Source organism: Pseudomonas sp. YH-1, assembly GCF_051990045.1.
GTDB classification, from domain to species: Bacteria; Pseudomonadota; Gammaproteobacteria; order Pseudomonadales; family Pseudomonadaceae; genus Pseudomonas; species Pseudomonas nicosulfuronedens.
Window position 1 is genome coordinate 4,349,436 of sequence record NZ_CP178184.1, and the last position, 26,923, is coordinate 4,376,358.

Annotated in this window: 24 protein-coding genes; 11 read left to right on the plus strand and 13 right to left on the minus strand. The window is 65.9% G+C overall.

The features are described from left to right. Positions 1-19: 19 nt before the first annotated feature. The 8 genes from paaA to paaF all read right to left on the minus strand — a co-directional run bounded on the left by paaA (position 20) and on the right by paaF (position 8,308). The gene (gene paaA, locus ACKI1H_RS19930) at positions 20-1,012 is read right to left on the minus strand and encodes a 1,2-phenylacetyl-CoA epoxidase subunit PaaA (RefSeq protein ID WP_138523861.1); all 993 of its coding nucleotides are present in this window, start codon (positions 1,010-1,012) and stop codon (positions 20-22) included. A gap of 437 nt (positions 1,013-1,449) precedes the next feature. Next, entirely contained in the window at positions 1,450-1,803 is a 354-nt protein-coding gene (locus ACKI1H_RS19935) for a DUF1428 domain-containing protein (RefSeq protein ID WP_440466058.1), read from the minus strand. A 208-nt stretch (positions 1,804-2,011) separates the two neighbouring features. Then, entirely contained in the window at positions 2,012-3,331 is a 1,320-nt protein-coding gene (paaK, locus tag ACKI1H_RS19940; RefSeq protein WP_138523865.1) for a phenylacetate--CoA ligase PaaK, read from the minus strand. Positions 3,332-3,505: 174 nt separating this feature from the next. Beyond that, positions 3,506-4,720 (minus strand): 3-oxoadipyl-CoA thiolase, encoded by a 1,215-nt coding sequence (gene pcaF / locus ACKI1H_RS19945; RefSeq protein WP_440466059.1) that lies wholly within the window; start codon positions 4,718-4,720, stop codon positions 3,506-3,508. After that, entirely contained in the window at positions 4,717-5,157 is a 441-nt protein-coding gene (paaI, locus tag ACKI1H_RS19950) for a hydroxyphenylacetyl-CoA thioesterase PaaI (protein ID WP_440466060.1), read from the minus strand. Before paaI ends, pcaF begins: the two co-directional genes overlap by 4 nt. Further along, positions 5,150-6,667, minus strand: coding sequence for a 3-hydroxyacyl-CoA dehydrogenase PaaH (gene paaH, locus ACKI1H_RS19955; protein ID WP_440466061.1), 1,518 nt, complete (start codon positions 6,665-6,667; stop codon positions 5,150-5,152). Before paaH ends, paaI begins: the two co-directional genes overlap by 8 nt. Before the next feature lie 3 nt (positions 6,668-6,670). Beyond that, positions 6,671-7,462: a 2-(1,2-epoxy-1,2-dihydrophenyl)acetyl-CoA isomerase PaaG gene (paaG, locus tag ACKI1H_RS19960; protein WP_440466062.1), complete on the minus strand. Its 792-nt coding sequence runs from the start codon at positions 7,460-7,462 to the stop codon at positions 6,671-6,673. 72 nt (positions 7,463-7,534) lie between these two features. After that, complete coding sequence (gene paaF / locus ACKI1H_RS19965) at positions 7,535-8,308, minus strand: 2,3-dehydroadipyl-CoA hydratase PaaF (RefSeq protein WP_138523875.1); 774 nt, start codon at positions 8,306-8,308, stop codon at positions 7,535-7,537. Between the two features lie 376 nt (positions 8,309-8,684). Here paaF and paaY point away from each other — a divergent pair, with 376 nt between their 5' ends. From paaY to ACKI1H_RS19990, 5 genes are all read left to right on the plus strand, one after another. Further along, complete coding sequence (gene paaY, locus ACKI1H_RS19970; protein WP_440466063.1) at positions 8,685-9,296, plus strand: phenylacetic acid degradation protein PaaY; 612 nt, start codon at positions 8,685-8,687, stop codon at positions 9,294-9,296. A gap of 77 nt (positions 9,297-9,373) precedes the next feature. Beyond that, on the plus strand, positions 9,374-10,297 hold the full coding sequence (gene paaX, locus ACKI1H_RS19975) for a phenylacetic acid degradation operon negative regulatory protein PaaX (protein WP_081519801.1): 924 nt from the start codon (positions 9,374-9,376) through the stop codon (positions 10,295-10,297). 163 nt (positions 10,298-10,460) lie between these two features. Next, on the plus strand, positions 10,461-11,378 hold the full coding sequence (gene feaR / locus ACKI1H_RS19980) for a transcriptional regulator FeaR (RefSeq protein ID WP_138523879.1): 918 nt from the start codon (positions 10,461-10,463) through the stop codon (positions 11,376-11,378). A gap of 327 nt (positions 11,379-11,705) precedes the next feature. Next, complete coding sequence (locus ACKI1H_RS19985; protein WP_138523881.1) at positions 11,706-12,110, plus strand: c-type cytochrome; 405 nt, start codon at positions 11,706-11,708, stop codon at positions 12,108-12,110. A gap of 16 nt (positions 12,111-12,126) precedes the next feature. Next, a complete protein-coding gene (locus ACKI1H_RS19990) occupies positions 12,127-13,617 on the plus strand; it encodes an aldehyde dehydrogenase family protein (RefSeq protein WP_440466064.1) in 1,491 nt (496 codons plus the stop codon). A gap of 256 nt (positions 13,618-13,873) precedes the next feature. On the opposite strand, the gene fahA is transcribed toward ACKI1H_RS19990, so the two are convergent. Continuing rightward, the gene (gene fahA, locus ACKI1H_RS19995; RefSeq protein ID WP_440466065.1) at positions 13,874-15,178 is read right to left on the minus strand and encodes a fumarylacetoacetase; all 1,305 of its coding nucleotides are present in this window, start codon (positions 15,176-15,178) and stop codon (positions 13,874-13,876) included. A gap of 1 nt (position 15,179) precedes the next feature. Further along, entirely contained in the window at positions 15,180-16,472 is a 1,293-nt protein-coding gene (gene hmgA, locus ACKI1H_RS20000) for a homogentisate 1,2-dioxygenase (RefSeq protein WP_440466066.1), read from the minus strand. A gap of 99 nt (positions 16,473-16,571) precedes the next feature. Between hmgA and ACKI1H_RS20005 the strand changes: the two genes are divergently transcribed. Next, positions 16,572-17,306, plus strand: coding sequence for an IclR family transcriptional regulator (locus tag ACKI1H_RS20005; RefSeq protein ID WP_440466067.1), 735 nt, complete (start codon positions 16,572-16,574; stop codon positions 17,304-17,306). Between the two features lie 93 nt (positions 17,307-17,399). Here ACKI1H_RS20005 and ACKI1H_RS20010 read toward each other — a convergent pair whose 3' ends face one another. After that, positions 17,400-18,302, minus strand: a complete 903-nt coding sequence (locus ACKI1H_RS20010; protein WP_440466068.1) for a LysR family transcriptional regulator — start codon at positions 18,300-18,302, stop codon at positions 17,400-17,402. Between the two features lie 123 nt (positions 18,303-18,425). Between ACKI1H_RS20010 and ACKI1H_RS20015 the strand changes: the two genes are divergently transcribed. The 4 genes from ACKI1H_RS20015 (at position 18,426) to ACKI1H_RS20030 (ending at position 22,845) form a co-directional block, all read left to right on the plus strand. Next, on the plus strand, positions 18,426-19,124 hold the full coding sequence (locus tag ACKI1H_RS20015) for a CoA transferase subunit A (protein WP_440466069.1): 699 nt from the start codon (positions 18,426-18,428) through the stop codon (positions 19,122-19,124). 26 nt (positions 19,125-19,150) lie between these two features. Then, complete coding sequence (locus tag ACKI1H_RS20020) at positions 19,151-19,807, plus strand: CoA transferase subunit B (RefSeq protein ID WP_440466070.1); 657 nt, start codon at positions 19,151-19,153, stop codon at positions 19,805-19,807. 162 nt (positions 19,808-19,969) lie between these two features. Further along, a complete protein-coding gene (locus ACKI1H_RS20025; protein WP_440466071.1) occupies positions 19,970-21,151 on the plus strand; it encodes an acetyl-CoA C-acetyltransferase in 1,182 nt (393 codons plus the stop codon). A gap of 254 nt (positions 21,152-21,405) precedes the next feature. After that, positions 21,406-22,845 (plus strand): short-chain fatty acid transporter, encoded by a 1,440-nt coding sequence (locus ACKI1H_RS20030; protein ID WP_440466072.1) that lies wholly within the window; start codon positions 21,406-21,408, stop codon positions 22,843-22,845. A 63-nt stretch (positions 22,846-22,908) separates the two neighbouring features. On the opposite strand, the gene ACKI1H_RS20035 is transcribed toward ACKI1H_RS20030, so the two are convergent. Both ACKI1H_RS20035 and ACKI1H_RS20040 read right to left on the minus strand, forming a co-directional pair. Then, complete coding sequence (locus ACKI1H_RS20035; RefSeq protein ID WP_138523902.1) at positions 22,909-23,829, minus strand: LysR family transcriptional regulator; 921 nt, start codon at positions 23,827-23,829, stop codon at positions 22,909-22,911. Between the two features lie 8 nt (positions 23,830-23,837). Beyond that, positions 23,838-24,365: a cysteine hydrolase family protein gene (locus ACKI1H_RS20040; RefSeq protein WP_138523904.1), complete on the minus strand. Its 528-nt coding sequence runs from the start codon at positions 24,363-24,365 to the stop codon at positions 23,838-23,840. Positions 24,366-24,530: 165 nt separating this feature from the next. Between ACKI1H_RS20040 and pqqF the strand changes: the two genes are divergently transcribed. Continuing rightward, the gene (pqqF, locus tag ACKI1H_RS20045) at positions 24,531-26,822 is read left to right on the plus strand and encodes a pyrroloquinoline quinone biosynthesis protein PqqF (protein ID WP_440466073.1); all 2,292 of its coding nucleotides are present in this window, start codon (positions 24,531-24,533) and stop codon (positions 26,820-26,822) included. Positions 26,823-26,923 lie beyond the last annotated feature (101 nt).

A 26,923-nucleotide genomic window follows, 5' to 3' on the forward strand; every position in this document is an offset into this window, starting at 1 on the left:
ACTTTTCTCTCCTCGCGACTCAGGCGGCGTCTTTTTTCTGTTGTTGTTTGCGGGCATAGGCGACCGCAGCTTCGCGGACCCAGGCGCCGTCTTCGATGGCTTTGCGGCGGGTAGCGACGCGCTCGGTGTTGCACGGGCCGTTGCCCTTGAGCACTTCGTAGAACTCTTCCCACTGGATGTCGCCGAAGTCGTAGTGGCCGCGCTCCTCGTTCCACTTCAGGTCCGGGTCCGGGGCGGTGCAGCCGAGCAGTTCGAGCTGCGGCACGGTCTGGTCGACGAAGCGCTGGCGCAGCTCGTCGTTGCTTTGCCGCTTGATCTTCCAGGCCATGGACTGGGCGCTGTTGGGGGAGTCGGCGTCGCTGGGACCGAACATCATCAGGGCCGGCCACCAGAGGCGGTTGATGGCGTCCTGGACCATGTCCTTCTGCGCCTGGTTGCCGTGGCGCATCATGGTCAGGAGGATTTCGTAGCCCTGGCGCTGGTGGAAACTCTCTTCCTTGCAGATGCGGATCATCGCGCGCGAGTACGGGCCGTAGGAGGTGCGCTGCAGCACCACCTGGTTGACGATCGCCGCGCCATCCACCAGCCAGCCCACCGCGCCCATGTCGGCCCAGTTCAGCGTCGGGTAGTTGAAGATGCTCGAGTACTTGGCCTTGCCGCTGTGCAGCTTGGCGATCTCGGCGTCACGGTCGGCGCCCAGGGTTTCCATGGCGCTGTAGAGGTAGAGGCCGTGGCCAGCCTCGTCCTGGATCTTCGCCATCAGCTGCAGTTTGCGCTTGAGGGTCGGGGCGCGGGTCACCCAGTTGCCCTCGGGCAGCATGCCGACGATCTCGGAGTGGGCGTGCTGGGAAATCTGCCGGATCAGCGTCTGCCGGTAGGCGTCGGGCATCCAGTTCTTTGCCTCGATCTTCACCTCGGCATCGATCTTTTCCTGGAAGGCACGTTCCTCGGGGGACATCTCCTCCAGCGCCTTGATGCGCTTCACGCCGGTCTCAACCAGTTGTGCGTACATGCTGTGTCTCCAGCCTTTTGTCTTGTTCGTGGGACGGCCTTGGCCATGGCTGTATTTTTAAATGATACAGAAATGAATGTCTAACACTAAATGATGTGTCGTAATTGGATTGTGTGTCGCTTGGCCGGTTTTCAGCGTTGTTGCGGGCGCGAGAGGGAGCGAGTTTCATGGATTTAAATTCATGAAAATCGCTGATTGTGCAGGTATGTTATGGATTTATGATGCGTAACGGTTTGCGTGATGCGCGCACTGCTCATGCTTTGGCAAGACGATGAAGCGATACGAAAATGTATTCTTATGAGTGAATCGTATGCGGATGTTAGGGGTTGTAGGAGCGAGCTTGCTCGCGAACCCACCCTGCGCCGGAGCTGCCGGGAAAATCGTTCGAGAGCAAGCTCGCTCCTACAAAGGGCCGTGCGAGTTGGCAGGGGCCGGCATCAGGCCTGGACGATCACCTGGAAGCCGCCAAAGATCATGCGCTGGCCGTCGAAAGGCATGTCGTTGAAGTCGGTCTTCATTCGCGCATCCTCCATGAACTTCTTCATCCCTTCGTCGCGCGCGGCCTTGCTGGGCCAGGTGATCCAGGAGAACACCACGGTTTCGCCCTCCTTGAGCTTCACTGCCATGGGGAAGGAGGTCACCTTGCCCTCGGGTACGTCATCGCCCCAGCACTCGACGACGCTCAGGGCGCCATGCTCCTTGAACAGCGCCGCCGCCTTGCGTGCAACTTCGATGTAGCGCTCGCGGCTGGCGGTGGGTACGGGTACGAGGAAGCCATCGACATAGTTCATCGTTCATCTCCTGGGTGTGGCGGACGGCGAGTGCCGACTGCCTTTGAGGAATAGTCGAAGGGCGGGGCGGGAAATCGACAGCGAACGCAGCCGGCTGACGGGCGGTCGGAGTAGGGGCGCCCCTGCGAGGCATGGCGGCGCGGCTCCTACAGAAAGCAAAAAAGCAAAAAGCCCCGCCGAGGCGGGGCTTCCTGATGACGCCGACCGATCAGCCCTTGGGCCGATTGTCGTAGACGTGGCAGGCCTTGCCTTCCGAGCGCTTGAGGCTGTGGGACGGCTGCACCAGCACGCGGGCGCTGACGCCGATGTGGGTCTTGATCTGCTTGCCCAGCTCGCTGCCGATGGCCTTCTGTTCGTCCGCCGACAGGCCTTGCTGGTCGTGGCGCAGTTCGACATGCACGTCGATGCAGTCGAGGTTGCCGTTGCGGTGCAGGTGGATCTCGTAGCACTCGGCGAGCTGCTTGATCTTCAGTACCTGCTCCTCGACCTGGGTCGGGAACACGTTGACGCCGCGGATGATCAGCATGTCATCGCTGCGGCCGGTGATCTTGTCGATGCGCCGCATCGGCCGCGCGGTGCCCGGCAGCAGGCGGGTCAGGTCGCGGGTGCGGTAGCGGATCATCGGCAGCGCTTCTTTCGACAGCGAGGTGAACACCAGCTCGCCGTACTGGCCGTCGGGCAGTACCGCGCCGGTCGCCGGGTCGATGATCTCGGGGTAGAAGTGGTCTTCCCAGACGGTCGGGCCGTCCTTGGTCTCGGCGCACTCCATGGCCACGCCCGGCCCCATGATTTCCGAGAGGCCGTAGATGTCCAGGGCAGTGATGCCCATGCGCTCTTCGACAGCGCGGCGCAGCTCGGCGGTCCAGGGTTCCGCGCCGAAGATGCCCAGGCGCAGCTTGAGGCTGTGCGGGTCGACGCCCTGGCGCTCGATCTCGTCGGCGATGTTGAGCATGTAGGACGGGGTGACCATGATGATGTCCGGCTGGAAATCGCGGATCAACTGGACCTGCTTCTCGGTCTGACCGCCGGACATCGGGATCACGGTGCAGCCCAGGCGCTCGGCGCCGTAGTGCGCGCCCAGGCCGCCGGTGAACAGGCCGTAGCCGTATGACACGTGCACCTTGTCACCCTTGCGGCCGCCGGCGGCGCGAATGGAGCGCGCCACCACGTTGGCCCAGGTGTCGATGTCGTTCTGCGTGTAGCCGACCACCGTGGGCTTGCCGGTGGTGCCGCTGGAGGCGTGCAGGCGCACGATCTCGCTCTGCGGTACGGCGAACATGCCGTAGGGGTAGTTGTCGCGCAGGTCGTTCTTGCCGGTGAAGGGGAACTTGGCAAGATCGTCCAGGGAAGTCAGGTCGTCCGGGTGTACGCCGGCTTCGGCGAAGCGCTTCTGGTACAGCGGGACGTTGTCGTGGGCATGCTTGAGACTCCAGCGCAAGCGCTCCAGCTGGTGCTGGCGCAATTCGTCGACACTGGCGGTTTCCATCGGGTCAAGCAGGGCGCGTTCGGCATCATGGTACATGTTCATGGGTTCACTCGATTTGTTCTTGTACGCCAGCCCCGGTGAGGGCTGCGAGTGTCATGGGAGCAGGATAGCGCCCCCGTTCGCGGAAGGATTCGAACCCCTGCCAGAGACTTTGCTCTGCCTGCCAGTCGTTGCACGGAGGCGACTGGCGGTGCGGGGTTCGATCCGGCCGATGGATCAGATCCGTTCGATGATCAGGGCGATGCCCTGGCCGACGCCGATGCACATGGTGCACAGGGCGTAGCGGCCGCCGCGTTCCTCCAGCTCATGCAGGGCGGTGGTGACCAGGCGCGCGCCGCTCATGCCCAGTGGGTGGCCGAGTGCAATGGCGCCGCCGTTGGGGTTCACCCGCACGTCGTCGTCCGCAAGACCGAGCTCGCGCAGCACGGCAAGGCCCTGGGCGGCGAAGGCTTCGTTCAGTTCGATCACGTCCATGTCGTTCAGCGACAGGCCAGCCAGTTCCAGCACCTTGCGGGTCGCCGGTACCGGGCCGATGCCCATGATTCGCGGTTCGACGCCGGCGGTGGCCATGGCGACGACGCGGGCGCGGGCCTTCAGGCCGTGGCGCGCGGCAGCGGCCGGGGTCGCCATCAGCAGGGCACAGGCGCCGTCGTTGACGCCCGAGGCATTGCCGGCGGTGACGCTGCCGCCTTCGCGGAACGGCGTGCCGAGCTTGGCCAGTTGTTCCAGGGTGGTGTCGCCGCGCGGATGCTCATCCTGCTCGACCAGCTTGGCCGGGCCCTTGCGCTGCGGAATCTCCACCGGGACGATTTCCTTCGCCAGGCGGCCATTGGCCTGGGCGGCGGCGGCCTTGTGCTGGCTGCGCAGGGCGAAGGCGTCCTGGTCGGCACGGCTGATGTTGAATTGCTCGGCGACGTTTTCCGCCGTCTCGGGCATGGAGTCGATGCCGAACTGCTGCTTCATCAGTTTGTTGACGAAGCGCCAGCCGATGGTGGTGTCGAAGATTTCCGCGCTGCGACCGAAGGCCTGCTCGGACTTGCCCATCACGAACGGTGCGCGGGACATGGATTCCACGCCGCCGGCGAGCATCAATCCGGCCTCGTTGCAGCGCAGGGCGCGGGCGGCGCTGCCTACCGCATCGAGGCCCGAGCCGCACAGGCGGTTGAGCGTGGTGCCCGGCACGCTCACCGGCAGGCCGGCGAGCAGGGAGGCCATGTGGGCAACGTTGCGGTTGTCTTCGCCGGCCTGGTTGGCGCAGCCGAAGATCACGTCATCGATGGCGCTCCAGTCCAGCTCCGGGTGGCGCTGCATCAGGGCCTTCATCGGAATCGCCGCGAGGTCGTCGGCGCGTACGCCGGACAGTGCACCGGCGTAGCGGCCAATGGGCGTGCGCACCGCGTCGATGATCAGGGCGTCGGTGAGGTCTGTCATTCGAAGGTCTCCTGCGCCAGCACGGTGCCGCGCACTTTGTAGGATTTGCCGTGGAACAGGGCGATCAGCTGGCCCTGGGAATTCTCGATGCGTACGTCGTAGTTGCCGGTGCGGCCGCTGCGGCTCTGCTCGCAGGCGCTGGCGATCAGCTCGTCGCCCTCGCGGGCCGGTGCCACGTAGTCGATGCTGCAGCCGATGGCGACGGTGGCGTCGTTGTAGCTGTTGCAGGCAAAGGCGAAGGCCGAGTCGGCGAGGGCGAACAGGTAGCCGCCGTGGCAGGTGCCGTGGCCCTGGATCATGTCCTCGAGTACGCGCATCGACAGCTTGGCGCTGCCCGGGCCGGCATCCAGCAACTGGATGCCCATGCGCCGGGTGGCCTGGTCGCGCTCGTACATCGCCTCGGCGCAGGCGCGGGCGAGTTGGGTGGCGTCAGTCATGGAAAGCTCTCCCTTCCGCGTGCAGGCGGCGCAGCAGCAGGGACGGGCGGTAGCGGTCCTCGCCATAGGCGGCCTGCAGGTTGTCGAGCACGCGCAGCACGTTACCGATGCCGATCTGCCCGGCCCAGGCCAACGGGCCTTGCGGGTAGTTCACGCCAGCACGCATGGCGAGGTCGATGTCACTGGCGCTGCCGACGCCTTGCAGCACGGCATCGGCGCCCTCGTTGGCGAGCATCGCGACGGTGCGCAGCACGGCGAGGCCGGGGCTGTCGCTCAGGCGACTGGCGGCGATGCCGGCCTTGGCCAGCAGGGCGACGGCCTGGTCCAGTGCGTCGGGCGTGGTATCGGCCGAGCAGGAAATGCCCAGGCGCGAGGCCTTGGTGTAATCCAGTGCCAGGTCGATCAGCACCAGGTTGCGCAGGCCGTCTTCCTTGGCGCGCTGGCTGGCGAGGCGGCCGTCGGAGAGGGCGATCACTGCATCGCCGACGCGTAGCAGGCCAGTGCCGGCGCGCTGGGTGATCTCGATGCCCGCATCCTTGAATCGCTGAACCAGCGGTTGGGCGACGCCCAGATCGCCCTCCAGTACGCAGGTGCTGATGTTCGTGGTGCTGCTCAGGTTGGCCGGCTGCGGGCTCTCGGCACCTTCCGCGTAGTCGTAGAAGCCTCGGCCGCTCTTGCGGCCGAGGCGGCCGGCATCCACCAGTTCCTTCTGGATCAGCGAAGGCTGGAAGCGGAAGTCGCCGTAATAGGCCGCGAACACCGAGCAGGTGACGGCGTAGTTCACGTCATGGCCGATCAGGTCGGTCAGCTCGAAGGCGCCCATGCGGAAGCCGCCGGCGTCGCGCATCAGTGCATCCAGCGTGGCGCAATCGGCAGCGCCTTCCTGCAGCAGGCGCAAGCTTTCGGCGTAGAAGGGGCGCGCTACGCGGTTGACGATGAAGCCGGGTGTGGACTTGGTATGAACCGGCTTCTTGCCCCAGGCCAGCGAGGTGGCGTAGAGACTGTCGGACAGCGCCGGATCGGTGGCCAGGCCGGAGACGACTTCTACCAGCGCCATCAGCGGCGCCGGGTTGAAGAAGTGCATGCCAACCACCTGTTGCGGACGCTTGAGACCGGCCGCCAGGCTGGTGATGGACAACGAGGAGGTATTGCTGGCGAGAATGCAGTCTTCGCCACACAGCGCTTCCAGTTGCTGGAACAGGCCGCGCTTGACCTCCAGGTTCTCGACGATGGCTTCGATGACCAGCTTCGAATCGGCGAGCGCCTCGATGGCCTCCACCGGCTGCAGGCGCGCGACGATGGCGCTGCGATCTTCTGCGCCCAGTTTGCCTTTCTCCACCAGCCGGCCAAGCTGGCGGTCGATGCCATCGATGGCCTGGGCAGCGGCGCCGGGGCGGTTGTCGTAGAGTTTTACCGGGTGGCCGGCCTGGGCGGCGACCTGGGCAATGCCCGCGCCCATGGCGCCGGCGCCGATCACCGCGACTTTCGCGTCTTTAGACAGTGCGCTCATCGATCAGCGGCCCTTGAAGCTGGGGGTGCGTTTTTCCATGAAGGCGGATACGCCCTCGCGGTAGTCCTCGCTGCGCCCAGCCAGGCGCTGCAGGTCGCGCTCCAGTTCCAGTTGCTCGTCGAAGCTGTTGTTCAGGCTGGCGTTGAGGCTGCGCTTGATCAGCGCCAGGCCATAGGTCGGCTGGGTGGCGAGATGACGGGCGAGCTTGAGCGCTTCCTCGCGCAGGCTGGCGTCGTCCACCACCTGGTAGATCAGCCCCCATTGCTCGGCCTGCTCGGCGGTCAGGCGATTACCCAGCAGGGCGAGCGCCTTGGCGCGGGCCATGCCGACCAGGCGCGGCAGGGTCCAGGTACCGCCGGAGTCGGGGATCAGGCCGATCTTGCAGAAGGCCTGGATGAAGCTGGCCGAGCGCGCCGCCAGCACCAGGTCGCAAGCCAGCGGAATGTTCGCCCCAGCGCCAGCGGCCACGCCGTTCACCGCGCAGATGACCGGGAGCGGCAGGTCGCGCAGGGTGCGGATCAGCGGGTTGTAGAACTGCTCGATGGACTGGCCCAGGTCGGGCGCCTCGGCACCCGGCGCGACATTGCGGTCGGATAGGTCCTGGCCTGCACAGAAACCGCGACCTTCGCCGGTCAGCAGCAAGACACGGGCCTCGGGGTTCTGCCGGACCTGCTTGAGCGCCTCGCGTACTTCGCCGTGCATGGCGGTGTTGAAGCTGTTCAGCTGCTCGGGGCGATTCAGGCTGAGGAGGGCGACGCCGTCCTCGATGGAAAACAGGATGTGCTCGAAGTTCATGGGCGGACTCGCTCCATCAAAGGGCAGGCTTTTGCCAGAAAAGAAAGGGGGGTGCGCTCAGCGGTCCCGGCTCTACTGGCCAAGGAAGGCCGGCTTGCGCTTTTCCTGGAAGGCGCGGATGCCTTCGTCGCGGTCGGCGGTGCCGGCCAGCAGGGTGAAGGCGTGGCGTTCGAAGCGCAGGCCGCTGGCCAGATCGGTGTCCTGGGCCTTGAGCAGCGCTTCCTTGGCCAGGCGCACGGCCAGTGGCGCCTTGGCGGCGATGCTCCTGGCGACCTGCAGGGCGCGCTCGACAGTGAATTCGGGTTGGGTGACTTCGCTGACCAAACCGGCGCGCTGGGCGTGGCGCGCATCGATGGCTTCGCCGGTGAGTACCATCTGCATCGCCAGCGGCTTGCCCACGGCGCGCAGCAGGCGTTGGGTGCCGCCTGCGCCCGGCATGATGCCGAGATTGATTTCCGGCTGGCCGAATCGGGCGTCTTCCCCGGCGATCAGGATGTCAGCGTGCATCGCCAGCTCGCAGCCGCCACCCAGGGCAAAGCCGTTGACGGCGGCGATCAGCGGTTTGGAGAAGGCAGCGATGCGCTGCCAGTAGCCGACGCGCGGATCGTTGAGGATGCCGACCAGGTCGCGCTCGGCCATTTCCTTGATGTCGGCGCCGGCAGCGAACGCCTTGCGGCTTCCGGTCAGCACCACGGCGCGGGTTTCGACGTCCTGTTCGGCGGCGTCCAGTTCACTGGCCAGTTCGCCGAGCAGTTCGGTGTTCAGGGCGTTCAGCGCCTCGGGGCGCTGCAATGTAATCAGGCGGACGCCTGCTTCAGGCATCTGAACGGCAAGGGTGCGAGGCATGACATCGTCCTCAGGCTGCACGCGCGGCTGCATGGCCGGCTGTATTGGAATTATGGGAGGCAGGCGTTGCCCGACTCCGGCCTTCCCGCAGTATAGGCCTAAAGCGATACAAGAAAACAACTACGAAAGTTTAATCGCGTGTCTAAAATGTTTCTGGCGGTGCCACAGGGCAGGTATCAAAGGTGGCTGATGGCGGTCTTGAGTGCAGCGTATTTGCTGGTTTTATAAGGCTTTTTGTTGTTCTTTCGTGGTTGGCCAGAAGTGATACATCAGTTTTAGACTGGAGGTACTCGCTTTGATGTGATACAAGATTTTCAAAAGAACAAATCGCTTTGTGCGGTGATGCCGAAGGCCGGCAGCGCCGCAGGAGAACCCGATGCCCTGCTATAGCCTCGAAGGCGTGCGCCCGGTCGTTCACCCGACCGCCTATGTCCATCCCACTGCCGTGTTGATCGGCGACGTCATCGTCGGCCCCGGTTGCTATATCGGTCCGCTGGCGGCGCTGCGGGGCGACTTCGGGCGGATCGTTCTCGAAGAAGGCGCGAACCTTCAGGACACGTGTGTCATGCACGGGTTCCCGGACAGCGACACCGTGGTGGAGCGCAACGGCCACATCGGCCATGGCGCGGTCCTGCATGGTTGCCGCATTGGCGAGGACGCCCTGGTAGGCATGAACGCCGTGGTGATGGATTATGCGCAGATCGGCCCGCGCTCCATCGTTTCAGCCGCGGCCTTCGTCAAGGCCAAGTTCGAGTGCGCTCCGCAAAGCCTGGTGATGGGCGCGCCGGCCAGCGTCAAGCGTAGCCTCAGCGATGAGGAAATCGCCTGGAAGCGCCGTGGAACCGAGGAATACCAGTCCCTGGCCAAGCGCTGCATCGAAAGCCTGGTGGAGTGCCAGCCGCTGACGGAGGTAGAAGAAGAACGCCCGCGCCTGGGCGACTCCGGTTTCCGGCCCAAGGCAGAGGCTGGGGCAGGGAAGGACGCATGAGTACTGGGGTTCGCTCCAATGGCCAGTCGGTGCGGCGGGCAGGTATAGTCGCCGCTCCTTCGCCTGCGCAACGTGCCATGACCGCTCTAGCACCGCTGAATCAGCTGATCAATCGCTTCCAGGAACAGACGCCGATCCGCGCCAGCTCGCTGATCATCACCCTCTATGGCGATGCCATCGAACCCCATGGCGGTACCGTCTGGCTGGGCAGCCTGATCAACTTGCTGGAGCCGTTCGGCATCAACGAGCGGCTGATCCGCACCTCGATCTTCCGCCTGACCAAGGAAGACTGGCTGACCGCCGAGAAGGTCGGCCGGCGCAGCTACTACAGCCTGACCGGCACCGGCCGGCGGCGGTTCGAGAAGGCCTTCAAGCGCGTGTACAGCTCCAGCCTGCCGGCCTGGGATGGCTCCTGGACGCTGGTGATGCTCTCGCAGATCGCTGCCGACAAGCGCAAGCAGGTCCGCGAGGAGCTGGAATGGCAAGGCTTCGGCGCAATCTCGCCGACCGTAATGGCCTGCCCGCGCGCCGACCGCAGCGACGTGATGGCGACCCTGCAGGACCTGGATGTGGCCGACGACTGCATCGTCTTCGAAACCCGCGCCCAGGACGTGCTGGCCTCCCGGGCCATGCGCATGCAGGTACGCGAGAGCTGGAAGATCGACGAACTCGGCGAGCACTACAGCGAATTCATCCAGCTGTTCCGCCCGCTCTGGCAAGCGCTGCGCGAGCAGGACCAGCTGCGCCCGGAAGACTGCTTCCTGGCGCGCACCTTGTTGATCCACGAATACCGCCGGCTGCTCCTGCGTGACCCACAATTGCCCGACGAACTGTTGCCGGGCGATTGGGAAGGGCGCGCGGCACGGCAGCTGTGCCGCAATATCTACCGACTGATCCACGCCAAGGCCGAGGACTGGCTGAACCGCAACCTGGAGACCGCTGACGGCCCGTTACCGGATGTCGGCGAGAGCTTCTACAAGCGCTTCGGCGGATTGAACTGACAGGAGTTGGCGTGAAAAATGCCTCCCGCTCTGCAGCGCTGCGGTTGCAGGGTGGGGACACCGGCGTGAGTCTTCCTGAGAAGATGAGCGACGGACGATGACGACAGGCCCGTGAGGCCGTCGCTGAATAACAACAAACAATGCGTGTGAGGCTTTGCAGGTCATGAATTCTTCATCGACATTGAGGGATGACGCTTTCGAGGCGTGGCTGGGACAGGTCAACCGGGCGTGCGGTCGTTTCGATGCGCGCACCCTCGGGCCCCAGTTCCATGGACGGTTGCGCGAGTACCAGGGCGGTGCGATCAAGCTTTCCGTGGTCGACATGGCTCAGGTGCACCTGTACCGGACCAGCAAGGAAGTCGGTTCCAGCGCAGGCGGGCACTACTATGCGGTGTTCCAGCTCGAAGGGCGCTCGCGCCTCGAGCAGGGCGACAACCGCGTGGAGCTGTCGCGCGGCGACATCAGCCTGATCGATGCCAGCCGGCCCAGCGACATGACGTACCTGGAGGAGTCCCGGCAGCTTTCGCTGATCCTGCCGCGCCAGGTGATCGAGCGCGGCCTGCGCATGTCGGAAGTCACCTGCGCGTCGAAGATCCCGGCCAGTTCGCCGATCGCCGTGCTCGCCAACCGCCTGATCGTCGAGACCAGCCAGCAGGAGAGCCTCGGCATGCTGGAAAGCGAGGCGACCCTGGACGCCCTGGTGACGCTGCTGCGCCCGGCGCTGGCCAGCCAGGACGCCGAACAGGACAACCATGAACGCATGTTCCGCAAGGCCACGGCTTTCATCGACCAGCACATCGGCGCCGAAGAACTCTGCCCCGAGCTGATCGCCCGCGAAGTGGGCATCTCGGTGCGCGGCCTGTATCGCATGTTCGCCAAGAAGGGTCTGGTGGTGGCGCAGTACATCAAGAACCGCCGCCTGGACTTCTGCGCCGAGACCCTGCGCAACGCCCAGTTCGAGCAGAAGCTGTCGGCGCTGGGCTATGCCTGGGGATTCTCCGACTCGAGCTACTTCTCCACGGCGTTCAAAGGGCGCTTTGGTGTTTCTCCGGGCGAGTATCGCAAGCGCTACGCCAACTGATTCATGTGGTGCGAGCGGTATCCACGGGAATGATGGGTATCGCTGCGCTCCACGCCATCCTACGTTGATGCCCGCCTGCACCATTGCCCTCGACTGACGCCTTCGTAGGATGGGTGGAGCGCAGCGATACCCATGCTGCCGGGGTGCACCCGTACCGTACCCGCGAACGCTTTCGCACAATGATCCTCGTCACCTGAGCGCCATCCTGGCACTCCCGCCAATACGACTGGCACAGAGGAAAAGACCCCGCCCAGCGCCGCTGGCAACAATCACTTTCGATGACGCGCGCCTTCTCGGCCGCACGCTGTACTCGAAGGTGATATCCCGATGTCCCGCAACAAGTTCCGATTCGGCGCCCTTGGCCTGCTGCTGGCCGGCGCGCTGCTGCAGCCGATCCTGGCGTTCGCCGGCGACTGCCCGGCAACCGATGCCCAGCAGGGCGAATCCGTGTTCGCCCGCGACTGCTCGATCTGCCACACCGCCAAGGCCGACGGCCCCGGCATGATGGGCCCCAACCTGCATGGCGTGGTCGGTCGCATGGCCGGATCGCTCGCTGGCTTCAGCTATTCCCAGGCGATGAAGGGCAAGGGCGCGGCCTGGTCCCGCGACAGCCTCGACGCCTTCGTCAGCCAACCCCAGGCCGCCGTGCCCGGTACCTACATGCCCTTCGCAGGCCTGGCCGACGCGGCCGAGCGGCGGGCGCTCACCTGCTGGCTGAGCCAGCAGCACTGATCCCTCAGGAGAGACCATGAACGTCACTGAAATCCTGCCCAAGGTCGCTGACTTCCTGCAGCGCAAGCATGGCTGCTTCATCGACGGCGCCTGGGTGGTGCCCGAGGGGGCCCGCACCGACGTGCTCAACCCGGCCACCGGTAAAGCCATCTCCAGCGTTGCCGACATCGATACCGACCTGCTCGACCGCGCGGTGAAATCCGCCCAGGCTTCGTTCAAGTCCCGGGTCTGGGCCGACCTGCGCCCGGCCGACCGCGAGCGCATCCTGCTGCGCTTCGCCGATCTGGTGGAAGCCAACGGCGAAGAGCTGGCCCAGCTGGAAACCCTCAGCCAGGGCAAGTCGATCAACATCTCGCGCATGCTGGATGTGGGCGCCACCGTCGAGTTCATGCGCTACATGGCCGGTTGGGCGACCAAGATCGAAGGGCAGTCGCTGAACGTCTCCATCCCGCTGCCGCCCGGCGCCAAGTTCACCGCCTATACCCGCCGCGAGCCGGTAGGTGTGGTGGCCGGCATCGTGCCGTGGAACTTCCCGCTGATGATCGCCGTGTGGAAGCTGATCCCGGCACTGGCCACCGGCAACAGCGTGGTGATCAAGCCCGCCTCGGAAACCCCGCTGACTGCCCTGCGCCTGGCCGAACTGGCCTTCGAAGCAGGCGTGCCGGCCGGCGTGTTCAACCTGGTGACCGGCGACGGCCCGCGTATCGGTGGCGGCCTGGCCAGCCACAAGCTGATCAACAAGGTGTCCTTCACCGGCTCCACGGCGGTGGGTCGCAGCGTCGGTCTGGCCGCCGTGCAGAACATGACCCGCTTTGCCCTGGAACTGGGCGGCAAGAACCCGATGATCGTGCTGGCGGATGCCAATATCGACAATGCCGTGCAGGGCGCGCTGCTGGGCGGTCTGCTGAACAACGGCCAGGTCTGCGCTGCGGCTTCGCGCTTCTACGTACACCGTTCGCGCTATGACGAGTTCGTCGAAAAGCTGGCCTCCGCAGTAGCTGGCATGAGCCTGGGCGAGGGCATGGACCCGAGCGCGCAGATCAACCCGCTGGTATCCGCCAAGCAGCAGCGCAGCGTGCTGGAACACATCGCCCGAGCCGGCGAGCAGGGCGCGCGTATCGTCTGCGGTGGCGAGCAGATCGCTGGTAACGGTTTCTACGTACAGCCCACCGTGCTGGCCGACGTGACCATGCAGATGGCCGTGGCCCGCGACGAAGTGTTCGGCCCGGTGCTGGCGGTGCTGCCGTTCGACGACGAAGACCAGGCCATCGAGATGGCCAACGACAGCGAGTACGGCCTGGGTGCGAGCCTGTGGACCAACGACCTGTCCAAGGCCATGAACCTGGTGCCGCGCATCGAGTCCGGCACCGTATGGGTCAACGCCCACGTGCTGCTCGATCCGAGCATGCCCTTCGGCGGCGTCAAGCAGTCGGGCATGGGCCGTGAATTCGGCCGCGCCGTGGTCGAGGCTTATACCGAAATCAAGTCGGTGTGCATCGCGCACTGATTGATAGTGAGAGCAACACCCTCGTTTAGCAGCGGGCCTTCGGGCCCGTTTTTTTTGCGCGCCATTCAGGTGTGGCAAACCTGTAGGAGCGAGCTTGCTCGCTCCTACGAAGAGCCAGTTCACGGCGGAGATCGGGATGGCGATTCGTAGGATGGATGGAGCGCAGTGATACCCATGCTGATGGCGCGGGGCGTTGATGGGTATCGCTTCGCTCCACGCCATCCTGCGTGGAGTGCCGGGCGCGGCGGTAAGCCTGTCAGTGGGCGGGCAGAATCCGCCCACGGCACTCGCCGAAGCCGATGGAGGCATGCCCCTCGCGGCGGCAGCGGGCGCGCAGGATGATCTCGTCGCCGTCTTCGAGAAAGCGGCGTTCCTCGCCGTTGCTCAGCACCAGCGCTTGTTTACCTCCGCCAGTGAGCTCCAGCAGGCTGCCGAAGCTGTCCGGGGTTTCCCCGGAGAGGGTACCGGAACCGAACAGATCGCCCGGTTGCAGGCGGCAGCCGTTGACGCTGTGGTGCGCGACCATCTGTGCGACGGTCCAGTACATGTTCAGCGTGTTGCTCAGGGCGATGCGCTCCGCCGGCTGGTGCTCGCGGCGCATGCGGGCGGTGTGCAGCAGGACTTCCAGTTCGATGTCCAGCGCGCCGCGGTGCTGGTCGCCCTGGTCGTAGAGGTACGGCAGCGGCTGCGGATCGCCTTCCGGACGGGCCGGCTGGGCGACGCGGAACGGTTCCAGCGCCTCGGCGGTGACCACCCAGGGTGACACTGTGGTGGCAAAGCTCTTGGACAGGAACGGCCCCAGCGGCTGGTACTCCCAGGCCTGTATGTCGCGTGCGGACCAGTCATTGAGCAGGCAGAAGCCGGCGATATGACCGGACGCGGCGTTGATCGGGATGGCCTTGCCCTGGTCGTTGCCCTGGCCGATCCAGATGCCCAGCTCCAGCTCCAGGTCCATCCGCGCGCAGGGGCCGAACACCGGTGCCTCCGCGCCAGCGGGCAGGGTCTGGCCGTTGGGGCGACGCACTTCGGTGCCGGAGGGCACAACGGTGGACGCGCGACCGTGGTAGCCGATGGGCACGTACTTGTAGTTGGGCAACAGAGGGTTGTCCGGGCGGAACAGCTTGCCGACGTTCTGCGCATGGTGGATGCCGACATAGAAGTCGGTGTAGTCGCCGATCTTGGCCGGCAGGTGCATGCGGCACGCGGCCTGCGGCTTGAGCAGCGCAGCGCCCAGGTGTTCCATGCGCTTCTGTTCGCCGCAGCCTTCGCTGAGCAGGTGGATCAAGGCGTCACGCAGGGTACGGCGGGCCGTGCCGCCCAGGGCGAAGAATGCGTTCAGGCTGTCGCCGCTGGCCACCAGCGCGGCCTGGTGGGCAGCACCGTGGAAGAGGCCGGTTTCGCAGGCGGTCTTGAGGTCGAAGATGTAGTCGCCGATGGCAACGCCGCCACGGGGCGAGTCGCCGGGTGGGCTGAATACCCCCAGCGGCAGGTTCTGCAGGGGGAAATCCGGGTGGCCGTTGGCCGATTCGATCCAGCTTTGGGTGTTCTGGGCGGTGCTCATGTTACTGCTCCTGGGAAGGGTCGAAGGTCTTCTGCATGCCGCTCCAGCAGCTGTCATAGTCACCCTGCAGCTGCGGGCAGTCGAGGGCGAATCGGCTGGGGCGCAGCACGCGGCCGGTCTCGAACATGAAGGCCATGGTCTTGTCGATCTTGTGGGGTTTGAGGTCGGCGGCGATCGCCTGCACGGTGGTGGCGTTGTCCGGGCCGTGGGCGCTCATGCAGTTGTGCAGCGAGGCGCCGCCGGGGACGAAGCCGTCGGCTTTGGCGTCGTACACGCCCTGGATCAGGCCCATGAACTCGTTCATCAGGTTGCGGTGGAACCACGGCGGGCGGAAGGTGCTCTCGGCCACCATCCAGCGCGGCGGGAAGATCACGAAGTCCATGTTGGCCATGCCGTGGGTGTCGCTGGGCGAAGTCAGCACGGTGAAGATGGACGGGTCCGGGTGGTCGTAGCTGATCGACCCGATGGTGTTGAAGCGGCGCAGGTCGTATTTGTAGGGCACGTTGTTACCGTGCCAGGCGACCACGTCCAGCGGCGAGTGATCGAGCTGGGTGGCCCAGAGTTCGCCGAGGAACTTCTGTACCAGCTGTACCGGGCCTTCGACGTCTTCGAAGTGCGCCACTGGGGTGAGGAAGTCGCGCGCGTTGGCCAGACCATTGCTGCCGATGGGGCCCAGGTCGGGGAGGCGCAGGGCGGCGCCGTGGTTTTCCGCCACATAGCCGGCGGCCTCGGCTTCCAGCAGTTCGACGCGCAAGCGCATGCCGCGCGGGATCACGGCGATCTCCAGTGGCTCCAGCTCCAGCACGCCCAGTTCGGTGACCAGGCGCATCCGGCCGGCCTGGGGCACGATCAGCAGCTCGCCATCAGCGTTGAAGAACACCCGGCGCATGGAGAGATTGGCGCGGTAGGCATACAGGCTGACGCCGCTGCAGGCCTCTGCCTCAGCATTGGCGGCCATGCATAGCAGGCCGTCGACGAAGTCGGTAGGCTCCTCGGGCGTCGCGAAGCTGTTCCAGCGCAAGCGGTTGGGCGTGACCGGGCCGAGGGCGGTGCCGGTGATCTGCCGCTCCAGGCGTTCGAAGCGCGGGTGCGCGGCGGACGGCCGGATGCGGTACATCCAGGTGCGCTGGGCCTCGCTGCGTGGGACGGTGAAGGCAGTGCCGGAGAATTGCTCGGCGTAGAGCCCGAACGGCACCTGCTGCGGCGAGTTCATGCCCACGGGCAGTGCACCCGGCAGGGCCTCGCTGGCGAATTCGTTGCCGAACCCGGACTGGTAGGCAGGGGAGGCGGTCATGGTGGTTTCACTCTTTTTATCGTAATTGAATTACGATTAACGTAATTTCGTGTCGGCGGCCCGTCAAGTCCGTCTGGGAGTTCCTTTAAGTTGAAGACCATGAACGACACCGAAGACACCGTCCCGACGAAGGGCGCGAAGGTGCAGTCCGCCGAGGTGGGCACGCAGATCCTCAAGGCCCTGGCGGACCTTGCACCGAGCACCTCGCTCAAGCATCTGGGCGAATACCTGGACATGCCGGCGGCCAAGGTCCACCGCTACCTGCAGGCGCTGATCGCCAGCGGTTTCGCCGAGCAGGACCCGCTGACCAACCATTACGGCCTGGGGCGTGAGGCGCTGTACGTCGGCCTGGCCGCAATCCGCCGGCTGGATGTGGTGAAGGTCGCCAGCCCGGCGCTGGCCGATCTGCGCGATGCGCTGGGACAGACCTGCTTCCTCGCCATCTGGGGCAGCCACGGGCCCACCGTAGTGCAGGTCGAGCCGGCCCAGGGCATGGTCACGCTGGTAACGCAGGTCGGCTCGGTGCTGCCGCTGCACGGTTCGTCCACCGGGTTGGTGTTCGCGGCGTTCAAGGCCGGGCTGGAGGAGGGCGCGGACCAGTCAGTGCTGGAGAGCATTCGCAGCGAAGGACTGCATGCGATCCACGGTTTGCTGATGCCGGGGGTGAACGCGTTGTCGGTGCCGCTGTTCAAGACCGGCCGCGAACTGGCCGGGGTGATTACCGTGGTGGGTTCGCAGGCGAGCTTTGCCGCTGAAGCGCACGGCGAGGCAGCGCGGACTTTGTTGGAGACGGCGCGGGAGATCAGCTTGCGGATGGGGGGCGAATACCCGTAGCACCCTGCGGTGCTTTCTGTAGGAGCGAGCTTGCTCGCGAACCGGCCCCGCCGCGAGGCTGTTCGCGAGCAAGCTCGCTCCTACCGGTCAATCTCATTGCCGCTCCAATCCCACCCAGTCCGTCCCCTTCACCAGCACATCGCTCAGCGCCTGCGCGGCGCTGGACAGCTGGTGCTCCGCCAGGCAGAACAGCCCCACGCGGCGCTCGATCCGCGGTTCGTCGAGCGCTACGCAGCGCGCGCCCAGTTCTTCCATCTGCTGCCGGCACAGGCGCGGCACCGCACTGACGCCGAGTCCTTCGGCCACCATCCGGCCCACCGTCACCAACTGGTGGCTTTCGAACGCCACCGGCAGTCGACCGTGCCGTGACGCCAGCTGGTCTTCCAGCAACAAGCGCACGGCTGACGGGCGCTGCAGGGTGATGAAGTGATCTTCCAGCAACTGCTCCCAGGTAATTCGCGCCTCATTCGCCAGCGGTGAATCCGCCGGCAGCACCGCGACGAAACGGTCGGTATAGAAGGGAGTGAAGATCAGCCCGTCCAGGCTGTCCGGCTCCAGGGCGATGCCCAGTTCCACCCGGCGATTGCGGACCATCTCCAGCACCTGTTCGTTGATCACGTCGTGCACCGCCACGTTCACCTTCGGGTGGCGGTCGCGGAAGGTGCGCAGCACGGCGGGCAGCAGGTTGCCGGCGAAGGAGGGCATGGCGGCGATGGAGACCTTGCCCAGTTGCAGGGTGAAGTGCTGATGCATCACTTCCTCGGCATTGTCCCAGTCCGCCAGCAGGCGGCGGGCCAGCGGCAGCAGTGTTTCGCCCTCGGGCGTGAGCGCCACGCTGCGGGTGGTGCGCACCAGCAGCTGGCCGCCCAGGGATTCCTCCAGGCTCTTGATCGCCAGGCTCAGTGCCGGTTGCGACAGGTGCAGGCGCTCGCAGGCCTGGGCAAAGCTCAGGCTCTGGGCAACGGCGAGGAAGGCGCGCAGCTGCTTCACGGTCATTTATAAGATCGCCAAATCAATCGATTGGAAAAACAAACTTAACAAATCAGTCTCCGCCGGTGAAGCTGCATTCGCTCTCTGACCGATGGGTCGGACATTCCAAATACAAGAGGCAGCAGCAACATGGCAGGACTCGACAAGCGTGTAGGCAGTTACGAGGAAGCCCTTGTCGGGCTCACCGACGACATGACGGTACTGGCGGGCGGTTTCGGCATCTGCGGCATCCCGGAAAACCTCATCGCGCAGATCCGCAAGCTGGGCGTGAAGGGCCTGACCGTGGTCTCCAACAACTGCGGCATCGATGGCTTCGGCCTCGGCGTGCTGCTGGAGGACCGCCAGATCCGCAAGATGATCGCCTCCTACGTTGGCGAGAACGCGCTGTTCGAGCAGCAGCTGCTGTCCGGTGAACTGGAGGTCGAGCTGACCCCGCAGGGTACCCTGGCGGAAAAACTCCGTGCCGGCGGCGCCGGCATCCCGGCCTTCTTCACCGCCACCGGCTACGGCACCCCGGTCGCCGACGGCAAGGAAGTGCGCGAGTTCGACGGCCGCCACTACGTCATGGAGCGCGCCATCACCGGCGACTTCGCCATCGTCAAGGGCTGGAAGGCCGACCATTACGGCAACGTCATCTATCGCCACACCGCGCAGAACTTCAATCCGGTAGTCGCCACCGCGGGCCGCATCACGGTCGTCGAGGTGGAGGAGATCGTCGAGCCGGGCGAGTTGGACCCGACCCAGATCCATACGCCCGGCATCTACGTCGACCGCATCATCCAGGGAACCTTCGAGAAGCGCATCGAAAAGCGCACCGTTCGTTCCTGAGCCCACCGGACAAGAGAGACAAGAAGATGGCATTGACCCGCGAACAGATGGCTCAGCGCGTGGCGCGCGAGCTGCAGGACGGCTTCTACGTGAACCTGGGCATCGGCATCCCGACCCTGGTCGCCAACTACGTGCCTGAGGGCATGGAAGTGATGCTGCAATCGGAAAACGGCCTGCTCGGCATGGGCGCGTTCCCTACCGAAGACAGCGTCGACGCCGACATGATCAACGCCGGCAAGCAGACCGTGACCGCCGTGAAAGGCGCGTCGATTTTCTCCTCTGCCGAATCCTTCGCGATGATCCGCGGCGGCCACGTCGACCTTACCGTGCTCGGTGCCTTCGAGGTGGACGTGAGCGGCAACATCGCCTCCTGGATGATCCCCGGCAAGCTGGTAAAAGGCATGGGCGGCGCCATGGACCTGGTGGCCGGCGCGGACAACATCATCGTGACCATGACCCACGCCTCCAAGGACGGCGAGTCCAAGCTGCTGGAGCGCTGCTCGCTGCCGCTGACCGGTGCCGGCTGCATCCGCAAGGTGCTGACCGACCTGGCCTACCTGGAGATCGAGGACGGCGCCTTCATCCTGCGCGAGACCGCGCCGGGCGTGAGCGTCGCCGAGATCGCCGAGAAGACCGCCGGCCGCCTGATCGTGCCGGACGATGTGAAGGAAATGACCTTCTGAGTGATTCCGCGATTCCCTCTCCCCAACCCTCTCCCTGAAGGGAGAGGGGCTGACACGGTGCCGGGATTGGCACGGGAGTCAGCCTGACGCGAACAGCCCCCTCTCCCGCTTGCGGGAGAGGGCGGGGGGAGAGGGCAGCCCAAGCCTTCCGGAGAGAAATTCATGCAAGACGTAGTGATCGTTGCCGCCACCCGCACCGCCATCGGCGCCTTCCAGGGCAGCCTGGCGAATATTCCCGCCCATGAACTGGGCAGCCTGGTCATCCGCTCGCTGCTTGAGCGCAGCGGCGTGAAGCCGGAGCAGATCGACGAAGTCATCCTCGGCCAGGTGCTCACCGCCGGTGCCGGGCAGAACCCCGCGCGCCAGGCCGCCATCGGCGCCGGCCTGCCGGTGGAAGTGCCGGCGATGACCCTCAACAAGCTCTGCGGCTCCGGCCTGAAGGCGCTGTTCCTCGGCGTCCAGGCGATTCGCTGTGGCGATGCCGACGCCATCATCGCCGGTGGCCAGGAGAGCATGAGCCTCGCGCCTTACGTGCTGCCCAAGGCGCGTACCGGCCTGCGCATGGGCCATGCCGAGCTGCAGGACACCCTGCTGCGCGACGGCCTGATCGATGCCTTCAACGACTACCACATGGGCATCACCGCCGAGAACCTGGCAGAAAAGTTCGGCATCAGCCGCGAAGCGCAGGACGCCTTCGCCGCGCAGTCCCAGCTCAAAGCCGCGTCGGCCATCGAAGCTGGCCGCTTCAAGGACGAGATTACCCCGGTGCTGATTCCCCAGCGCAAGGGCGAGCCGCTGTCCTTCGACACCGACGAGCAGCCGCGCGCCGGCACCACCGCCGAGTCCCTGGGCAAGCTCAAGCCTGCCTTCAAGAAGGACGGCACCGTCACTGCCGGCAACGCCTCCACCCTCAACGATGGCGCTGCGGCAGTGTTGCTGATGAGCGCCGAGCGCGCGAAGCGTCTGAACCTGCCGGTTCTGGCGCGCATCCAAGCCTATGCCAGCAGCGGCGTAGACCCTTCGATCATGGGTATCGCCCCGGTGACCGCGACCCGCAGCTGCCTGGAAAAGGCCGGCTGGAGTCTCGACGAAGTCGAGCTGATCGAGGCCAACGAAGCCTTTGCCGCTCAGGCCCTGTCGGTCGGCAAGGAGCTGGGCTGGAACGCCGAGAAGGTCAACGTCAACGGCGGCGCCGTCGCCCTTGGCCACCCGATCGGTGCTTCCGGCGCTCGCGTGTTGGTGACGCTGCTCCACGAAATGCTCCGCCGCGATGCGAAGAAGGGCCTGGCGACCCTGTGCATCGGCGGTGGCCAGGGTGTCGCCATGGCCCTCGTCCGGGACTGAGGCGCGCGACTAACGACCTATTGGCGAGCGCCGGGCGGCTTGTAGCAATGCTGCTCCGGCAGGTGGGATGGGAGGTGGGCACACCGACAGACGACATCCCGCCGCGGTTTTCGGCGTCCCCCGGTGCCGGCAAACCCTTGCGTCACCGCTCGGCCCCACGCAGGCCGGGCGGTTTTTCTGTTTCTGAACACCGCACCATTGCCACAACGAGCTCATCCGAATTGAGCCATGACAAGAACAATGAGGTAGACCTTATGAATTCCCACGTGCACACCCCCGGTACTGCTGTGCAGGACAGCCGTTCCGCGCGCTTCGCCATGGCCTGTTCCAACTGGGCCGAACGCTGGTTCCCCGACTCCTGGGTCTTCGCCGCACTCGCGGTGCTGATCGTCACCGTCGCTGCGCTGGCCATCGGCGCGCCGGCCACCGAGACCGCCAAGGCCTTCGGTGACGGCTTCTGGAGCCTGATTCCCTTCACCATGCAGATGGCCTTCGTGGTCATTGGTGGCTATGTAGTTGCCAGTTCTGGCCCAGCCTCCCGTCTCATCGACCTATTCGCCCGCGTGCCGAAGAATGGCCGTTCGGCAGTTGCCTGGGTCGCGGTCATTTCCATGGTCGCCTCGCTGCTCAACTGGGGCCTGTCCCTGGTGTTCGGCGGCCTGCTGGTACGCGCCCTGGCGCGCCGCGAAGACCTGAAGATGGACTACCGCGCCGCCGGAGCCGCCGCTTACCTGGGCCTGGGCGCCGTGTGGGCGCTGGGCCTGTCGTCGTCGGCCGCGCAGTTGCAGGCCAACCCCGCCAGCCTGCCGCCGTCGATCCTGGCGATCACCGGCGTCATCCCGTTCACCGAGACCATTTTCCTCTGGCAGTCCGGCGTCATGTTGCTGGCTCTGGTGCTGGTGTCGCTGGTCATTGCCTACATGACTGCCCCCGGCGCGGCCAGTGCCCGTGACGCCAAGGCTTGCGGCGTGGACGTCAGCTTCACTCCGCCCAGCGCACCGAAGGCGACCCGCCCCGGCGAATGGCTGGAACACAGCCCGCTGCTTATCCTGATGCTGGTGGCGCTGGCCGCTGGCTGGCTGTTCCACGAGTTCAGCACCAAGCCGGCGATCACCGCGATCTCCGGGCTGAACACCTACAACCTGCTGTTCATCATGGTGGGCGCGCTGCTGCACTGGCGTCCGCGCAACTTCCTCGATGCCGTGGCCCGTGCCGTGCCGACCACCACCGGGGTACTGATCCAGTTCCCGCTGTACGGCTCCATCGCAGCGATCCTGACCACCGTGAAGGGCGGTGACGGTTCCACCATCGCTCACCACATCTCCACTTTCTTCGTGCAGATCGCCTCCCACGATACCTATGCGCTGCTGATGGGCGTGTACTCGGCGGTGCTGGGCTTCTTCATTCCTTCCGGTGGCGGCAAGTGGATCATCGAGGCGCCCTACGTGATGCAGGTGGCCAACGAGCTGCAATACCACCTGGGTTGGGCGGTGCAGATTTACAACGCCGCCGAGGCGCTGCCGAACCTGATCAACCCGTTCTACATGCTGCCGCTGCTGGGTGTGCTGGGCCTGAAGGCGCGCGACCTGATCGGCTTCAGCTTCGTCCAGCTGCTCGTCCACGTACCCCTGGTGCTGTTCCTGCTCTGGGCGCTGGGCACCACCCTGCAGTACCTGCCGCCAGTCCAGCCGTAACCACGCATTCGGCACCGATGGCAGCGAGCCCGGATATCGCAGGATATCCGGGCTTTTTCAGGCTCAGCCCCGGCTGATCTCCACCGGCCCCAGCACCCGTGCATCCAGATGCTCGCCGCTGAGCTGGGCGGCATCCTGGTCAAAGACCTCGCGCAACCAGTCGCTGACTGCCTGGAAGCGTCCGATACGGCCGGCATCGCGATGGCTGAGCAGCCAGATTTCACGAGCGACCACCGGCCCGGAGAGCCGCACCAGCCCCTCGCGATCGCCGAGGATGCAGGGCAGCAGCGCCATGCCCAGGCCGCTCTGGCAGGCGTGGATCAGCGTCGTCACGCTGCTCGCGCGCAGGGCCAGGTTTGCCTTGGGAGCGAAGCCACGCACCCAGGCCATCTCCGGGGTATCGTCGAGCTCCTCGCCATAGCCGAGCCAGGCCTGCTGTGGCCAGAGTTCCACCGGCACGCGGGAGAAGGAGGTCGCGGCGTACACCGCAAAACCGATGTCGGCCACCTTGCGCATGACCAGTGCGGCGTCCTCCGCCGGGCGCGCCAGGCGCAGGGCGAAGTCGGCCTCGCGGCGGGTGAAGGACAGCGAACGGTTCGCCGGAATCAGTTGCAGCTGCAGGGCCGGGTACGTTCGCGCCAGGTGGGGCATGTGCTGCACCAGCCAGTGGCTGAAGAGGAAATCCACCGCCGTGATGCGCACGCTGCCGCTGATGGCGCTGGCTTCGTCGCGGGTCTCCAGCAACATGCTCTGCACATCGCCGAGAATGCGCTCGGCATGGCTGAGGAAGGCCTCGCCGGCATCGGTGGCCTTGTAGCCGGCGTTGTCGCGGATGAACAGGCGCGTCTGCAGCGCGGTCTCAGCTGCCACCAGACGCCGGCTCATGGTCGAGGGATCGACGCCCAGCGCGCGGCCGGCGGCGCTCATGCTGCCGTGGCGGGCGAGGGCGAGCAGGATCGGGATATCGTTCCAGTCGAAGTTCATGGTGCCTCTCAGAAGCGCACGTCGGCAGCCGCGACAACCTTGGCGCGCGGACCGAAGCTGCTGATGCTGCCCAGCACGGCGTTGTGGTGCGCGCTGATCTGCGCGGCGCTGAGCACGACGTTATCGACGGTGGAGTGGGCATCGCCCACCAGTGTCACGCCGTAACCCTGGGCCAGGGCGCGGCGGGTGGTGGTGTCGACGCAGTAATCGCTCTGCAGGCCGCAGATCACCAGGTGATCGATGCCGCGCGATTGCAGCAGGTCGGTAAGCTCGGTGCGCAGGAAGGAATCTGGGGTGGTCTTGCGCACCTTGAGGTCCGTGCTGTCGGTGAGCAGGCGCGGTTCCAGCTGCCAGCCGGCGCTGCCATACTGCAGGTCGTCGTCCTCGTGCTGCACCAGCACCACCGGCACGCCGGCCTCTCGCGCCGCGCGACTCATGCCGTTGATGCGCTGCAGCACGTTGTCGATGTCGAAACAGGCGTAGTCGCCGGTACACAGGTCGGACTGGACGTCGATGATCAGCAGGGCGGTGCTCATGACCAGCGTGCTCCTTTCAAGGGAAAACCGTGGGTGGAGTGGAGGCGGAAATGGTAGCGGGCATGCCGCCATAGGCCAATGCCGGGCTGCGCTTGCTGCCAAAGCCGTATTTCCCTTTGCCGCGCCTTCGACGATGGTGACAGCCTTGAACCGGACCGGATGCCGATGAACAGCCTTCCCGCCAAGTCCCTGACCTTCGCCAACGGCCTGCGCGCCACCGTCATCCATGCCCCCGGTGCCAGCCGCGCCGCCGCGCTATTGCGGATCGCCCGTGGCAGCCACGATGAGCCGGAAGCCTTCCCCGGCCTTGCCCACTTCATCGAGCACCTGCTGTTCCTTTGCGGCGAGCGCTTCGTCGAAGGTGAACGCCTCATGCCCTGGGTGCAGGCACGAGGCGGACGGGTGAATGCCAGCACCCGCGCGCGACAGACCGATTACTTCTTCGAAGTGCCGGCCGACGCCCTGAGTGACGGGCTGGCACGGTTGGTGGACATGCTGGCGCGGCCGGTGCTGGACGAGGCCGTACAGGTCGCCGAACGCGAAGTGCTGGAGGCCGAGTTCCTCGCCCGCGGCCGCGACCCTGACACCCTGATCGATGCCGCCCTGGCGCTGGCTGTGGCGCCGGGGCACCCGCTGGGGCGCTTCGTGGCCGGCCGCCGCGACAGCCTCAAGGTGGAAAGCGCCGAGTTCCAGAAGGCGCTGCGTGACTTCATCCGCTCCTGCCAGGTTGGCGGGGCGCTGGAGCTCTGGCTGCAGGGGCCGCAGTCGCTGGAAGAACTGGCGGCATTGGCCGAGCGCGAAGCCGCGGTGTTCTCGTCTGGCGCGTTGGCCGACTCCGCCAGCGACGAGTCCCTCCTGCCGTTGGCCGGTCACGAACTGAAGCTGCGCCTGACCGGCGCGCCGCGACTGGTCCTGGCCTTCGCACTGGAGGGTGTGGTGGGCGAGGGGTGCGCGTTGCTGGAGCAGTTGCAGGGCTGGTTGGCCGACGAGGCGCCCGGATCGTTGCTGGCCTGCCTGGGACAGAACGGACTGGCCGACACTGCTCGTATGCGCCTGAGTCGCTTCGCCAACGGCCAGGCCATGCTGCGTTTCGATTTCGAACTGGCCGAAGCCTCCACCGCCGATCTGGTGGAGTCGGCCTTCCGCTCCTGGCTGGAGGCGCTGCGCAAGTTGCCGGCGGATGTTCTCGCCGCCGCACCTGTCGATAAGCCGACCGGCGTTCTGGAGCAGCTGCAGCGCCGCGCGGGAAGTGCTACTCCAGTGGTATGGCTCGACCAACTGGTGACGTCGCGGCTGATCCGCCTGCTTGCCTGTGAGTCGGTCATCGGCGAGTCGCTGACCTCGGCCGGTTTCGCCCTCGATGTCACGCGTAGCCCGCAGCGCAGTATCGAGCCGCTGCGTGGCGAGCCGTGGACCTTCACACCGACGCAAGCGGTCACGCAAGCCGAGCCCGCGGCCCTTTACCTGCGCTGGCGTTTTGCGCAGGCACCGGGCCGGATCGCATTCCTTTGCGCCCGCCAGGCGCTGCGCCCCTTGGCTGGCGCGGCGCGTCACGAGGGCGCTAGCCTGCGCCTGGAGGCCATGGAAAGGGACTGGACGCTGATGCTGTCGGGGGCGAAGAACCACCTTGCCGAGCTGGCCGAGGGTGCGATTCAGGCTCTTCAGCATCCCGCTGCCGCGGTGCTGGGGCAGGGGGAGCGTCTGTTCGCTGCCGAACGCCGCCGCCGCGAAGGGGAAATGCCGATCCGCCAGTTGCTCGATCTGCTGCCCCAGGTGCTGGCCGGAGACGGTGACGCTTCACCGGACTGGTCCGCCGCCCATTGGGACGACCTGGTCATGGGCCTCGAGCTGCCGGACACCCTGGCCGGCTACTCGACCACCAGCGCGTTGCCGCCGCGAGATGGCCCAGCCGGCCGGCATCGCCAGGTGCTGGAGCTGCCGGGCGAGGCGGCGCTGTTGCTGTTCTGCCCGCTGGGGTCCCGCTCGGCGTCGGACGAAGCCGCCTGGCGCTTGCTGGCCCGCGTGCTGGAACCGGCCTTCTTCCACTGGCTGCGCGGCGAGCGGCAGCTGGCCTATGCGCTGTACTGCGGTTTCCGTCAGGTGGGTATGCGCCGCGGCATCCTCTTCGCCGTGCAGTCGCCCTTGCTGTCGGCCGTAGAGCTGCAGGCCGAGGTCGACAGCTTCCTCTATCGCCAGGGAGAAGCCCTGCTGCGCATCGACCCGCAACGTGTCGACAGCCTGCGTGCTCCGCTGGCCACCGAACTGGCACGTGCGCCGAGCGATTTCGCCGAGCGCCTGCAGCAGGCCTGGAGCGACCAGGTGGTCGGTGTCGGGCCGTTGCACCGCGAGGCCATGGTCCAGGCGCTCGGCAATCTCTGCGCCACCGAGCTGCGCGCCGCACATTCGGCGCTGAGCTCCGCCCAGGGCGGTCACTGGCTGCTGCTCAGCCGCTCCTGACTCTCCTCCTTCCGGCTGAGGGTACTGTCCGCAAGGCGGTGCCCAGGGCGACTTTTGCCTTACGCCTGGCGGCTTGGCCCAAGGTAGCTGGCCGGCGGTCG